This window comes from Methylobacterium sp. GXS13 (genome assembly GCF_001455965.1).
Taxonomy (GTDB): domain Bacteria; phylum Pseudomonadota; class Alphaproteobacteria; order Rhizobiales; family Beijerinckiaceae; genus Methylobacterium.
On record NZ_LKKO01000040.1, the window covers coordinates 28,063 to 41,643 of the forward strand.

Consider the following 13,581-nt stretch of genomic DNA (forward strand, 5'->3'; position numbering starts at 1 on the left):
TGAGGGGTGATCTCCACCATCCTCGAACGTGACCGTGGCGACATTCATGAACAATTTCGGCATCGCGTCCTTAGGGACTGTTCCAGAAACTCTTCTGATCCCGCTTGCCGCCAGGATGATCGCACCCGATCGGCATCCGGATCTTCAGTTCCGGGACGGCGAAGCGGCGCGCATCGGAACAGCACTCGGCTTTGATCCGGCGCGTTTTGCCGACGACACCGGAAGCATGCGCGGGTCGGTGATCCGCGCCCAGTGGTTCGACCGGATTGCGGGCGCCTTCATCGCGGCGCACCCCACCGGCCTGTGCGTCAGCATCGGCTCGGGGCTGGACGACCGCCCGGCGCGCATCCGGTTGCCCGCCACGGTGGACTGGATCGACGCGGATTTCGCCGAGGTCGTCCGTCTCCGCGAGGCCCTGATATCCCGGCGCGACAATGTCCGGATCATCACCGTCTCGAAAACGGAGCCGCTTGCCTGGATCGATGGGATCGGTTGGCAGCCCGGTCGACCAGCCCTGGTGCTGGCGGAAGGCGTCTTCATGTATCTCGCACCGGCTACGGGCGAAGATTTGCTCCGCAGGCTCGTCGACCGCGCCGCGGAAAGCGGCGCCCCGCTCGAATTGGCCGCCGATTTCGCATCGCCCGTCATGGTGCGGCAATCGCGGCGAAATCCGAGCCTCGCCAAGACCAGGGCGTCGTTCCACTGGGCGATGGCGCGGCCGGAGGCCGTGGAAGCGATTGCGCCCGGTCTAACTCTGGTCGAGCATGTCGATATCGCCAAGCGCTGTGGCACGCTGGCTTGGACCATGGCGCGTCTGCACCAGCTCGTGACCGGCCGGCCGGTCTATTTTTGCGGACATTACCGCTATCGACCTTGTGGAACCCCGATGACGGGACCACCGACCGACAGCGCGTAAACAGCATTCAGATCCGTCGGTCGGGACAGAAATCCCGCACTGTCTGTAACCGACTTCAAGCATCTGATAAAATGCCCGGTCGCTGGGCTTTCTCCCCCGGTATGCGACGGTACCGAGGAAGTTCCGCGTGAGGCTCTTCGCGGGGCGTCCAGAGCCCATCTCATACGGGATCGGCGATCACGCGTCCGGGGCTGCAACGATGACTGGGGTCTCTGGCCTGAGTTCCCGGGATACGTACCAACTGTCCCATTGCGAGAATTGGCGGAAAACCCGGATATATCCGTTCGCCGCAAGAAGTTCGTCGATCAAGACTTCATTCTTCGGATTGTTTTCTACGGATATGACATTGAACTTACGACTAAAACTGAAATCCGACAGAATGTCGAGCTCGCTGCCTTCCGTATCGATCGATAGATAGTCGATGCGCTGCGGAGCCCTGTGCTCATCAAGCAGATCGTCCAAGGAGATGGTTTCGATTTCGATCCGTTGGCCACGGCTGCGCGTTTCGGCAAAATGATCGGCATCGGCATAGCGGGCAATACCGCTCAATTCAGGATCTGTATCGTTGGTCGCGATGAATGTCACCGTTTCCCGCGACTTCGAAGACACGCATCGATACTCGATTGCCGCGTCCCGTTCAGCCACCAAAGCGGAATGCCAGATCGGATTCGGTTCCGCCAGAATACCCTTCCAGCCGAGCGTCTTTTCGAGCAGCCACGTGTTACTATTTTTGATGCCGTTCGTCGCCCCGAACTCTACAAAATAACCATCCGTCTTCTCTCCAAGCTCAAAACAAACCCAGAGATCCTGCAAGATCTGAGATCTCGAACGAGCCCTGCGCGCCAGACAATACCCCAGAAACGCAGCATTGCGGTTCAATATGAGACTTCTCACTTCTTTTCTATTGAGGCGCAAAGCATTGAATAAAATTTTCTGAACAGATGCCTTGTCAAAAATCTTATTGAAAAAACCAGCAGCGCTCGACAATATCAATTCTTTTAACAACATCACCAGCCGATCCAGATACATCCATTCGCGATAATAAATAAATATTTTTTGAAGTAAGTCAAGAACAAGGCATCAATGCTTGCACAGCTGGAAGCCCGTTCTGGCCTGCCTGAGTCGGCGGATGAGTTCGCTGCATTGAAACGTTCAGGTCCGTCAAGTCATCGTAGGGCGCAGCGTTCAGGAAAGGCGTCTCGGGCCCTAAATCGAGGGCAGAGTAATCGACCTGCATCATCAGCGCTTCGAGCCGAGGGCCACGCTCCTCAGCAGCCCGGGTCCAACCGGATAGAGCGCAGCGGGTTCGTCATTATCGCGCAGGCCCCGTTCCCGGATCAATCGCCGGCAACTCGTTCGCCGGCAGGCCCGTTCCGGCCTGCGCCTGGCCGACGCCGCCGACGCCGCGGGCGCGGTTAGCGAGCGTCACGGTTAGGCGTTCGGCGGTATCGGGCTGCATCACTGCCAGAACCTCGGCCATCTTGCGCGGGTTCATGGCCAAGACGATCGGCACCAGCACGTCATGGCCGAGGCGGTCGAACACCCGGGCGGCGTCCTTCGGCTTCATCGACTCGTACATCGTGACGATGTTCTTCAGCCCCTGCTTCTCGGCCTCCTCGCGGGCCTTGGCAGCCGCATCGACCTTCTCCTCTGCCTGCTTGAGATCGCCCAAGCCAGTCTCAAGCTTGCGCTCGGCCTCGTTGAGCATTTTCTCGCGCAACTCGAGTTCGTCGTTCTTCTGGCGCAGGGCGTCACGACGGGCGCCGAGCTTCTCGAGAAGCGCACGTTCCGTAGGGGAGCCGGATGCGGCCTTAGCTGGCTCGGGTGCGGGCATCTCCGGCGGCTTCTCGGAAGGCGCCGCCGGCGGCTCCTCCTTGGCACCGACCGAGCCGGTCGTGACGGGATCGGGTGGTTCGTAGCCCGTGCGCGCCCGGGCCACCGCGCGGCCGTATTCCGGCAGGGTCCCGACGCCCGGCAGGCCGACCTGCGCCAGGGTAAGCAGCTTGAGCAACAGAAGGCCGCCGGCCGCGATCGCCACGGCATCGATCAGGCGCAGCCGCATGGGCTGCACCGGCTTCAGACGTGAGCGGCGCAGGGCCGTCGTACCCTGGCGCGGCGGCTTCGGGGTCGGCTTGGCCGCAGGCGGGATCTTTGGAGCCGGGACGCCGGTCACGCGGCGCGCGCCCGCACGCGAGCCAGGGCGCGCTCGCTCATCGCCAGAGCGGCCGCAGCGGCGGCGCCGAGACGCTCGCCGTTCGGGCTCGTAGGCTCGGTCCGGCGCACCTCCGGCTCGGGCGCAGTCCGCGGAGCGGGCGACGGCTCGGCCCGGACCGGTACGGTCCGCATCTGCGCCACAATCGCGCCGATCCGCATCACCACAGTCTCACCGGCCTCAACCTGTGCGGCCAGTTCGGCGGAGCGGGTTGTGGCGGCCTCAATCCGTGTGGTGAGGGTACGGTCACTGTCGTCGATTGCCGAGCGCAGCCCTGCGATAGCGCGCTCGGCTGTGCCGGTCGCCACCATCAGGTCACCGATAGTCTGACGCAATGCCGCCTCGTCACCCTTGAGCTGGCTGATCCGGCGCGACAGCCGCAGGCACGTGACGATCGTGGCCGCCAATAGGACCGCGACCAGGATGTCGGCGGCGAGCGTGACGAAGAGGCTCATGGTTTGGACCGCGCGCTAAACATCGGAATGACTGTTCATTGAGGCCTCGTAGGCCTGGATGGTCGTGCGCGATCGGCGCAGGGGCCGCGTAACCTGAACGGCGATATTGCCGTCGACCTGGCCGATCCGCCCCTGGGTCAGGGCCCAGTCACCACAGCGCACGGCGATCAGGTCCGAGGGCTTGGCGTCGAACATCAGGGTATCGCCAACCTTGAGGCGCATCACCTGCTTGAGCGGCAGCATCATCTCGTGCAGCACCGCCTCCATGGTGACGTCGGCCTGCCAGATTTCGGTAGCGAGGTGCCCCTCCCAGACATGGTCGCGGCCGAGCTTCTCACCCATGAAGCTCTGGGTCAGCAGTTCCCGGATCGGCTCGATCGTTGCGTAGGGAAACAGGATCTGCAGCATGCCGCCGCGCCCATCGACGTCGAGGCGCAGGCTGATCAGGATCGCGGCGTTGCCGGGCCGGGTGATGGTGGCGAAGCGGGGGTTGGTCTCGATCCGGTCGATGCCGAAGGTCACGGGCGAGAGCGGCTGGAACGACTGCTCCAGGTCGCCCAAGATGATCTCGACGAGGCGGCGGACCAGCGTCATCTCGATCGACGTGAACGGCCGACCGTCGAGGCGGCTCGATGAGCCGCCGCGCTTACCCCCGAGCAGCAGATCGAAGGTCGCGTAGGCAAGGTTCGAATCGACCGTGACGAGGCCGGAATTCTCCCATTGCTCGGCGCGGAACACGCCCAGCAGGGTCGGCAGCGGGATCGCGTTGAGATAGTCGCCGAACCGGACCGAGGTGATGTTGTCCAGCGTCACCTCGACGTTGTCCTGGAACAGGTTGCGCAGGGAGGTCGACAGCAACCGGATCATCCGGTCGAAGACGATCTCCAGCATCGGCAGGCGTTCGTACTGGACGACGCCCGAATCGACGATGGCCTGAACGCCCCCGGCCCCTGAGGCCGAGAGTTCGCGCATGGAGAAGCCGAGGACGCCGTCGATCTCGTCCTGGTTCAGCACGCGGTCGTTGCCGGCGAGTTCGGGGAGGTTGTCGCTCTCCCCGTCCTCGATCATCGTCGCCCATTCGGCGGCGACGTCTCCGGCGTTGCGCGTGGTGCCCTGCTCAGCGAGCGCCGCGCCCCATTCCTCGGCAAGCGACGTGTCGCCGCCCTCGGCGCCCTGTTCCAGGAGGGCGGCCGACCAATCGTCTTCGGGGAGCTCGTCCTCGGGTTCCATCAGGCGCGTCCGCTCTTGGCCTGGCTCTTGAAGACCGTCAGGGTCATCCGGTGGATCACTGGACGATCACGTCCTTGAACAGCACCGCCTCGACCTTGGCGGGGTAGACGGCGACGTTGACCCGCCGCAGCAGCTCCTCGCGCAGCCGGTAGAGGCCGACCGAGCCGGTGAGGTCGCTCACGCGCAGCTCGCGCATGTAGACCTGAAGGGTGTCCTCGATGCGCGGCATCAGGGGCTTCACCTCGTCCTCGACCCCGGCATCCTTGAGCTCCAGGGCGAGCCGCAGCTTGGCGTACTTCGCCTTCTCCTGCGGCATGTCGGGGCTCAAGTTCAGCAGCATCTCGCGCAGCTCAACGAACACGATCGGCCTCTTGCCGTCGGGACCGACGCCCTTGGCGGCGTCCCCATGCCCGCCACCGTGACCGCCCCCGCCGTGACCGCCGCCCCCGGCGGCCGCCTCCTTGCCTTCGGCGTTACCGCCTTGGCCCATCATCATGAAGGCGCCGCCACCGCCGACCACCAGCAGGGCGGCGGCGGCTCCGATGATCACGAGCTTCTTCTTGCCCTTGGGGGCGGCGTCGGCACCGGCCTCGCCGTCTTCGGCGGCCTTCTTGGGCTTCTTGGCCATGGGAAATAATGCTCTATCGCGGATATCCGCGTGCCGGGTATGCTCGGATATCGAAGCATTACGGTTAACGTGTCGTTAAGCGGGCAAATCCTGCCGGGCCAGGATTGCCGCCACGCAGCTCCAGCCTGTCGACGGCGTTACCGGACCCGCACCCAACCCATTACAATTGAAAGAAAAATCTAGGTCCTCGCCGTTGGCACAGCGGATGCTGAATGGATCGTTGCCGCCACCGCGGCACGCGAGTGTCAGAGTCCACGATGCAGAATGCCCTCTTCGTCGGCGTGTCGAGCCAGATGGCGCTCCAGCGCGAGTTGGACGTCATCTCCAACAACATGGCGAACGTGTCGACAAGCGGCTTCAAAGGCCGGAGCACGCGCTTCCAGGAATACCTGATGCCAGTGGCGAGCGCGGATTCGTTCGCCCGGCCCGACCGGCGCCTCTCCTACGTCATCGACCAGGGCACCACCCTGGATCTGGGGCAGGGTCCGATCGAGCAGACCGGCAACCCGCTCAACGTCGCCGTCAAGGGCTCGGCGTTCATCGCGGTCCAGTCGCCCCAGGGCGAGCGCTACACCCGCAACGGCGCCTTCGAGGTCGACCCGACCGGCGCCCTCGTGACCAGCGACGGCTACAAGGTGGCGGGCGACGGCGGGCCGATCACCATCAACCCGCAGGAGACCGGCCTGACGATCGGGACCGACGGCACCGTGTCGACCAATCTCGGCATCCGCGGCAAGATCAAGCTCGTCACCTTCGCCAACCCGCAGCGGCTCACCAACGAGGGCGGCAACCTCTACGCCTCCCCGGAGCCCGCGCGCCCGGCCGGGCTCGAGGGCCGCGTGGAATCCGGAGCGCTCGAGCGCTCGAACGTGCGGCCCGTCATCGAGATGACCCGGCTGATGGACGTGAACCGCTCCTACGCCATGGTGTCGAGCATGATCAGCCGCCTCGACGACCTTCGAGGCACGGCGATCCGCCGCCTCGCCGACGTCGCGTAAGGAGGGCTCGACCGATGCGCGCCCTCTACTCAGCCGCCACCGGGATGGCGGCCCAGGAACTGAACGTCCAGGTCATCTCCAACAACATCGCGAACCTGCGCACCACCGGCTACAAGCGCCAGCAGGTCCACTTCCAGGATCTGCTCTACCAGAACCTGCGCCGGGCCGGCTCCTCGACGTCCGAGCAGAACACCCAGCTCCCCGCCGGCCTCGCGCTCGGCTCGGGCGTGAAGACCACCTCGACCGCCCGCGTCATGTCACAGGGCACGCTGAGCTCGACCGAGAAGGATTACGACGTCGCGGTCCGCGGCGAGGGCTTCTTCCGGGTCACGCTGCCGGACGGCCGCACCGCCTATTCCCGAGACGGCTCCTTCGACCTGTCGGCCACGGGCCAGCTCGTCACCCGCGACGGATACCTACTCGATCCGGCGATCACCGTGCCGCAGACCGCGACCGCGGTGACGATCAGCGCCACAGGTGCCGTCCAGGCGACGCTGCCCGGGCAGACCGCGCCGCAGGCGCTCGGGCAGTTCCAGCTGTCGCGCTTCGTCAACAAGGTCGGCCTCGAATCGATCGGCGACAACCTGTTCATCGAGACCGCGGCCTCGGGGCCGGCGATCAGCGGCCTGCCGGGAGCGGAAGGGTTCGGTAACCTTCAGCAGAGTTATTTGGAAGAGGCGAACGTCAACGCCGTCACCGAGATCTCGTCCCTGATCGCCGCCCAACGTGCCTACGAGATGAACTCGAAGGTCGTGACCGCCGCCGATCAGATGCTCTCCACCACCTCGCAGATGTTCCGCAGCTGACCGCGCGTCCTGCCCTCATTTCAGGTCTCCGCTCATGTATGCTGGCCTCCATCCCGACACGGCCTTCGCCGATCTGCCCCTTGTCAGCACGGCGGCGGACGAGAGCGACCTCAGCCCGATCGTCCGACGGGACCGCCCGCGGGTGGCCGCCCCCGGCGCCGCGGTGCTGCTGCGCGCAGCGCTCGCTTTCATGACCTTCGCGGCCATCGGCGCGCTGGCGATCCCCGCCATGGCCGAGCCCGGTGTGCAGCAGGCCCAGACGCAGAAGGCCCAGCCGCGGCTGCGCGGCGACGTGACGGCGCGGGGCGATGTTCTGGCCCTGGCCGACCTCATCGAGGGCGCACCCGACTCGCTGGCCGCCCGACCTCTGTTCCGCTCGCCGGCTTTGGGCGCCACCGGGACGATCCAAACTCGCCGCATCGCCGATGCGGCCGCCGCCCTGGGCATTACCGGACTGGAAACCGGGGGCCGGATGCAGATCGCCGTGCAGCGCGCCGCCCGGCGCCTGGGGCCGCCGGATCTGGAGGCGGCACTCAAGCGCGGCCTGGAATCCGGCTACGGCCTCGATCCAAGCAGCGTCGCTGTTCGCTTCGACGGCGACGGCCCGACCCTGCTGGCGCCCATCGACCTCGCCGGTCAGGCCACCGCCCTCGACCTGACCTACGATCCGCGCTCGCGTCGAGTCTCGGGCCTCGTGAGCCTGGGCGAGCGGCAGGCCTCGCTGCGGGTCTCGGGCGTCGTGATCGAGCTGCGTGAGGTGGCGGTGCTGACCCGGGCGCTCAACCGCGGCGACCCGGTGCGCGAAGGCGACCTGGTCGTCGAGCGCCGCCCCCGCGAGGCGGTGGCGAGCGACGTACAGCTCGGCGGCGCCACGGTCGTGGGCGAAGTCGCCCAGCACCCGCTCCCGGCCGGCACGGTGCTGCGGGTTTCCGACACCGCCCTGCCGGAGCTCGTCGCCCGGGGCGAGAGCGTGACCATCGTGTACGAGACCGCCAGCGTCAGCCTGTCGATGCGCGGCCTCGCCAACGAAGCTGGCCGTATGGGCGCCGTCGTCAACGTCGTGAACGTCGCCTCGAAGAAGGTCCTCCAGGCCACCGTGATCGGACCGGGCCGGGTCTCGGTCGGGCCTGGCCCGGTGGCCCAGCAGAGCGCCGGCACCCCGCAAGTCCAGGCGACGGCGTCCCTGCGCTGATCGCCCTTATCGATGCGTCAACGAGTTTCCCCGATGGCCAGTCGCCTTGTCCTGAACCCGCTCGTTGCCGCGCTCATCGCCGGCGCGCTGGGCGCCTGCAACACCGCCGACCGGCTGTCCCAGGTCGGCGCGACCCCGGCCCTGTCGGCGATCGAGGATCCCACGACCCAGCCCGGCTACAAGCCGGTCCGGATGCCGATGCCCGACGTGCAGCCGGTCTCCTACGCGCCGAACTCGCTTTGGCGCACCGGCTCCCGAGCATTCTTCAAGGACCAGCGGGCCGCCCGGCTCGGCGATCTCCTGACCGTGAAGGTCAACGTCACCGATCAAGCCAACATCAGCAACGAAACCAAACGGTCCCGGGCCAATACAGAGAGCTTCGGCCTGCCGAATGCGCTTGGGTTGGAGAACAACGCGCTCGGCAAATCCTTCGGTGTCGGCAGCACGGCGCTGCTGGCCGCGACCTCGGCGACCGCCAATGACGGCGCCGGCTCTGTTCAGCGCGCCGAGACCGTGACGACCAATGTCGCCGCGGTGGTCACCCAGGTCCTGCCCAACGGCAACCTCGTTGTCGAGGGCAAGCAGGAGATCCGGGTGAACTTCGAGGTCCGCGAGATGGTGGTGGCCGGCGTCGTCCGGCCGGAGGATATCGAATCCGACAACACCATCGACTCGACCAAGATCGCTCAGGCCCGGATCGCCTATGGCGGCCGCGGCCAGATCACCGACGTGCAGCAACCCCGTTACGGCCAGCAGATCGTGGATATCCTGCTGCCGTTCTGAGGCGCGTCAGTTCGGCTCCTCCGGCTCCGGCCCGCGGGTCACGTCGAGACCTGTGCCGGCACCAGCCGGAGGGCCGACCTTCACCGGTGTGCCGGTGCGGGCGGATTCGTAGATCGCCTCCATCAGTACCTGGTCCTGCAGCCCCTCCTCGCCGGGGGTGCGGGGGCGCAGGTTCTCCTGGATGCACCGGGAGAAGTGGTCGATCTCCAGGGCGAACTGGTTCTTCGGGCTCAGAACTTTCTCGTCGCGGGCGCCGGACTTGCCGTCGCGGTGAGAGATGAACAGGCGCTGGCCCTCGTACGCGAAGGCGTTCTGCAGATCGACCGCGGCGTTGCCGGTGTGCAGCGTCAGGCTGCGCGCCTCGTAGACGCCGTAGCTCGACGTGCATTGCGCGATCACGCCGGACGGGAAGTGCATCGTGAAGCTCACCGTCTCCTCGACCTCGCGGAACTTCGGATCGTCGGGCGGCGAATGGATCTGGGCCTGGATCAGGTCCGGCTCCTCACCGAGGACCGCCCGGGTGGTGTTGAGACAGTAGAGCCCGATATCCGGCAGGGAGCCGCCGCCCGCGAGCGCCTTCTTGAGCCGCCACTGCTCCGGCAGCCCGGTTGTTTGACCGTTGAACGCCTGGATCATCCGCGGGCGCCCGAACTCGCCCGAGCGGGCGAGCTTGATCACCGCGCGGTTGTGCGGCTCGTACTGGCAGCGATAGGCAATCATCAGCTTGACGTTGGCCTGGTTACAGGCCGCGATCATGTCACGACACTCCTGCGACGCCACCGCCATCGGCTTCTCGCACAGCACCTGCTTGCCAGCTGCCGCCGCGGCCAGGACGTTCTCCCGGTGCACGCTGTTGGGCGTCACGATGTAAACCGCCTGGATTGCGGGATTGGCCTTGAGCCGATCCCACTCGTCGTAGCCGTAGACGGCATCATCCGGCAGGCCGTATTGCCGAGCTACGAGCCTGGCCTTGTCGGGGGTGCCCGACATCACCGCGGCGAGACGCGAACGCTTGGCTGCCCCGAACGCCGGAAGGATCTCGTCGAGGCTCAGACGCCCGAGGCCGACCACGCAGTAGCCGATGCGCTGACCCGGGGGCTGGGGCGCCGGGCTTGGCGCCGGCGGGCGATCGGCCGGACCTCGCCAGTTCGGAAACATCACGCGCCCGCCTTGGACCGCGCCGGTATCAGCCGGAACCGCGGGACCGGGCTGGGCCGCCTGGGCCGCGCCGCCGAGGCTGGCACCGGCCAAGGCGCCCCCGGCCGCCAAGAGATTGCGTCGTGAGAGTCGGATGTCGTCCGCCATGAGCCTCGCCGTTCCGCTAAATCCGGGTCACGGCGCCGAATCGCCACGCCGTCGGGCGAGCGTCCGATATCGCTCCTGTCCCCTCAGTGAACGCAGTCCAGCATCCGGTCGTTTCCACTAAGAAGCGCGGCGCGCAGACGCGTGACTTCGGCTTCGCGATCGGCGAGCCGGCGGACGATCGCTTCCGGCGTGTTTGCCGCCCGCGTCGCCTCGAAACCGATGCCGATCACGGTGGCGGTCCGCCAAGCCACGAAGGCCCGCCGGATCTCATTGCGAGAGGGTATGAACAGATCGAAGCAGTCCGGTAGCGTGGCCATGGGCGGGACACCGAGTTTCGCACCACCAAGCGAGACGTCGCGCACCACGCAATCGATTTCCGGCAGAAAGGCGGCGACCCGGACACGTCCGCCGAAACAGACGCGGCGGCGGGCGGTTTGACGACGCTCGGTCACGATCGCTGTCCTCAGGCTATAGGTCGCTTCGATCAATCGCTCGACAACCTCATTCGAGCCTAGATGGTGCTGTTAGGTCCACCTTAACCTTCGGTTTACCTTAATCCTGTGGTCAGGCTGGGGGCGGCGGATCCGGTGCCTCGACTTCGCCGCGACGCTGGAGCTGGAGGGCGACGAACCAGCACAGAGAGGCCCAGGCCGCACCGATGCACCAACCGGCCACCACGTCGCTCGGCCAGTGCACGCCGAGATAGATTCTGCTGAGCCCGACGAGCAGGGTGAGGCCAACACCAAGTCCGAGCACCAGAGCCTTCGCGCGCCGGTTGCGGTCGATCCGGGCGACCAGCGTCGCCAGGGTCAGGTAGGCAATCGCCGACATCGTGGCATGGCCGCTTGGGAAGCTCGCGGTGAACACCTCCATACCGTGGGGCACGAGATCCGGCCGCGGTCGTTGGTAGAAGAGCTTCAGCACCGTCGAAACCAGTTCGCCGCCGCCCACCGCGGCGAGTACGAACACGCCAATCCGACGCCTCCCGGACACCGCCAGGTAGGCCGCCACCGCGCAGGTCAGGAACAGCACTGTGAAGACGCTGCCGAGCCCGGTGATGTCGCGCATCGTCTCCTCGAGCCAGGGCGGCCCGATCGGGTCGGAGAGATCGGCCGGGTTGCGCAGGGCGAGCAGGATCTTGCGGTCGAGCGCGGCGGTCGAGCCCTCGCCGACCTCGTGAGCGAGATAGAAAAAGCCGTAGCCGAGGATGCTGACGCCCAGGAGGGCGACCAACGGACCGACTTCGTTCAACCGCAGGCGCAGCCAGACGGCCATTGCCCGCCCGGTGAGCGGATTGTGCTGCAAGCCACCCGGCGCCCTCATGGCGCTCTCTCCCCAGTCAGCGTGAGAACCATCAGGCATTCTCCCCGAAGGCCAGCGTAGCGACGGCCTCCCAGGGGCCGCCCAGATAGCGCCACAGCCGGGTAGCCGGCGCCGTGAAGTGGAACGGCGTGAACCCGGTGGCCAAATCGGCGTGGAGCGCACGCGCCTTGTCGGGGGCAACCTTGTTCTGCACCGTCACGTGGGGGCGCCAGCCCTGCTGATCCTGCGGGGTGAGGAAGGGCTCGAAGGTCTTGGCGAGCCGAGTCCGGAAGTTCGACAGCGAAGAGGAATCGAGGACGTAGGCGACACCCCGCCCTGTGAAGCGCAAGCCCGTGACGGCGACCTCCGGGGCCGGCACCGTACGGGCCAGGGTCGTCACGGCCTCGATCACGCCGCGCTCCCGATCCCCCGGCAGGTGGTGGAACAGGGTCGCGTGGGCCGGGATGAAGTTCAGGGCCTCGGGAAAGTGGCGCCGCCGCTCGCCATCGAAGCGCGCGAAGGTCGGATCGTCGAAAGCCAGGGTCAGGATCAGGGGGGCCGCGTCATGCATGCAAGGCGACATGGCGCCTGAACCCACTCAGGTCCAGTACAGCACCCGCGCAGCCGGCAGATCGCGGGCCAGGCAATCCGTGAGATGCGTGCGCATCGCCTGCATCAACGGCTTCGGGAAGACATGTTTTACCGTACCGAACTTGGTGCGCTTCTCGACGCGGTCAGCTTCGTCCAGGGGCAGGTCCGAGCCGGGATACCAGGCACGCAAGACCGTCTTCGAGATCGGCGTGAACCGATGGGTGATGAGTTCTGCGGTGAGGTCCAGATCGGGGATTCCGGCGAGCGCGTCGGCGGCGTCGCGGATCAGGCCGGCATAGGCGGCCTCCCAATTGGCAACCGGAATGATCGGCGCGATGGTCAGCCCCACCGGATATCCGGCCCGCGCCATCGCACCCATCGCGGAGAGACGCGCGTCGAGCGGATCCGTGCCGCCCTCGTAACGGGCGGCCGGCCGGGCGTTGACCGAGAAGCGGATGCGCGTGCGCCGGTTGTGCGGCAGGTCAAGGAGCGGCGCGACAGCAGCGAACTTCGTAGTGAAGCGCAGTTGCACAGGCGCGTCCCAGGCGCCGAAATGCCGGATCGCTGCCGAGAGGGAGCCGGTGAGGTGCTCGATCCCCAGCGGGTCGGTGTAGCAAGAGGCCTCGAAGGTCGTGCCTTCATGCGCACGCTCGACCGAAGCCGAGGTCACGGCGCCCTGGCCGGCATAGGCGGCAAGGTTGTCCAGGATCGCGTCGAGATTGGCATAGGCGCGGGTGACCGGAGGACCCTGGAGCGAACCGGCGAGGTAGCAATACTGGCAGTGGGCCGGGCATCCTTCCGCCAGGTCGAAGCGCCAGTCGGCCGAGGGCGGGATCGGCTGGAGCCTGAGCTTGGTCGGCGGCGCCACCGTGATGGCGAGGGTCGCCTTGGCGGCAATGTAGGCCCGGCGCGGATCGGCGTCGCGCAGGCCGGTCAAGCGGTTGGCCGAAAGCCGCTCCACAGGTAGCCCCATCGCCTCGGCGCGCGCCACCATGGCCCGCCCATGCGCGAAATCCAGCGCGGACGGGGTCACCAGAACCCGGCGGGGATGCCACAGCCGACCCGGACGGGGACGTTCCGAATCGGGGCGTTCGGTCGGCAGGGCGGGCATCAGGGCTGGGGACGACGACATGCTTGTCGAACGCAGGCCCTCCGCGTCGGGT

At 66.6% G+C, this 13,581-nt stretch carries 15 protein-coding genes; 5 read left to right on the top strand and 10 right to left on the bottom strand.

Annotation, left to right across the window (positions count from 1 at the left end; translation table 11 throughout):
- The first annotated feature begins 46 nt into the window (after positions 1-46).
- Positions 47-916 (top strand): class I SAM-dependent methyltransferase, encoded by an 870-nt coding sequence (locus AO398_RS15290; protein WP_082643288.1) that lies wholly within the window; start codon positions 47-49, stop codon positions 914-916.
- Between the two features lie 177 nt (positions 917-1,093).
- Here the strand turns inward: AO398_RS15290 and AO398_RS15295 are convergent, their stop codons facing one another.
- From AO398_RS15295 to fliL, 5 genes are all read right to left on the bottom strand, one after another.
- Positions 1,094-1,945: an FkbM family methyltransferase gene (locus tag AO398_RS15295; RefSeq protein WP_244498788.1), complete on the bottom strand. Its 852-nt coding sequence runs from the start codon at positions 1,943-1,945 to the stop codon at positions 1,094-1,096.
- A 283-nt stretch (positions 1,946-2,228) separates the two neighbouring features.
- Entirely contained in the window at positions 2,229-3,089 is an 861-nt protein-coding gene (locus AO398_RS15300; RefSeq protein ID WP_201025773.1) for a hypothetical protein, read from the bottom strand.
- On the bottom strand, positions 3,086-3,583 hold the full coding sequence (locus tag AO398_RS15305; RefSeq protein ID WP_058192983.1) for a DUF6468 domain-containing protein: 498 nt from the start codon (positions 3,581-3,583) through the stop codon (positions 3,086-3,088). Before AO398_RS15305 ends, AO398_RS15300 begins: the two co-directional genes overlap by 4 nt.
- Before the next feature lie 15 nt (positions 3,584-3,598).
- Positions 3,599-4,816 (bottom strand): flagellar motor switch protein FliM, encoded by a 1,218-nt coding sequence (gene fliM, locus AO398_RS15310; protein ID WP_152997535.1) that lies wholly within the window; start codon positions 4,814-4,816, stop codon positions 3,599-3,601.
- Between the two features lie 52 nt (positions 4,817-4,868).
- Positions 4,869-5,441 (bottom strand): flagellar basal body-associated protein FliL, encoded by a 573-nt coding sequence (gene fliL, locus AO398_RS15315; RefSeq protein WP_058192985.1) that lies wholly within the window; start codon positions 5,439-5,441, stop codon positions 4,869-4,871.
- Between the two features lie 257 nt (positions 5,442-5,698).
- Here fliL and flgF point away from each other — a divergent pair, with 257 nt between their 5' ends.
- From flgF to flgH, 4 genes are read left to right on the top strand one after another with little or no spacing between them, the layout of a single operon-like run.
- Positions 5,699-6,439 carry a flagellar basal-body rod protein FlgF gene (flgF, locus tag AO398_RS15320; RefSeq protein ID WP_058192986.1) on the top strand — a complete coding sequence of 247 codons (741 nt, stop codon included), beginning with the start codon at positions 5,699-5,701 and terminating at the stop codon, positions 6,437-6,439.
- Positions 6,440-6,453: 14 nt separating this feature from the next.
- The gene (flgG, locus tag AO398_RS15325; RefSeq protein ID WP_007564701.1) at positions 6,454-7,245 is read left to right on the top strand and encodes a flagellar basal-body rod protein FlgG; all 792 of its coding nucleotides are present in this window, start codon (positions 6,454-6,456) and stop codon (positions 7,243-7,245) included.
- A gap of 34 nt (positions 7,246-7,279) precedes the next feature.
- A complete protein-coding gene (gene flgA / locus AO398_RS15330; RefSeq protein ID WP_058192987.1) occupies positions 7,280-8,437 on the top strand; it encodes a flagellar basal body P-ring formation chaperone FlgA in 1,158 nt (385 codons plus the stop codon).
- Between the two features lie 33 nt (positions 8,438-8,470).
- Positions 8,471-9,220: a flagellar basal body L-ring protein FlgH gene (gene flgH, locus AO398_RS15335; RefSeq protein WP_058192988.1), complete on the top strand. Its 750-nt coding sequence runs from the start codon at positions 8,471-8,473 to the stop codon at positions 9,218-9,220.
- A gap of 6 nt (positions 9,221-9,226) precedes the next feature.
- On the opposite strand, the gene AO398_RS15340 is transcribed toward flgH, so the two are convergent.
- From AO398_RS15340 to AO398_RS15360, 5 genes are all read right to left on the bottom strand, one after another.
- Positions 9,227-10,525, bottom strand: coding sequence for a Gfo/Idh/MocA family oxidoreductase (locus tag AO398_RS15340; RefSeq protein WP_058192989.1), 1,299 nt, complete (start codon positions 10,523-10,525; stop codon positions 9,227-9,229).
- Positions 10,526-10,608: 83 nt separating this feature from the next.
- Entirely contained in the window at positions 10,609-10,977 is a 369-nt protein-coding gene (locus AO398_RS15345; RefSeq protein ID WP_058193019.1) for a PilZ domain-containing protein, read from the bottom strand.
- Positions 10,978-11,089: 112 nt separating this feature from the next.
- The gene (locus AO398_RS15350; RefSeq protein WP_058192990.1) at positions 11,090-11,848 is read right to left on the bottom strand and encodes a phosphatase PAP2 family protein; all 759 of its coding nucleotides are present in this window, start codon (positions 11,846-11,848) and stop codon (positions 11,090-11,092) included.
- Between the two features lie 31 nt (positions 11,849-11,879).
- A complete protein-coding gene (locus AO398_RS15355; protein ID WP_058192991.1) occupies positions 11,880-12,398 on the bottom strand; it encodes a 2'-5' RNA ligase family protein in 519 nt (172 codons plus the stop codon).
- Positions 12,399-12,425: 27 nt separating this feature from the next.
- Positions 12,426-13,529: a spore photoproduct lyase family protein gene (locus AO398_RS15360; protein ID WP_058193020.1), complete on the bottom strand. Its 1,104-nt coding sequence runs from the start codon at positions 13,527-13,529 to the stop codon at positions 12,426-12,428.
- Between the last annotated feature and the right edge of the window lie 52 nt (positions 13,530-13,581).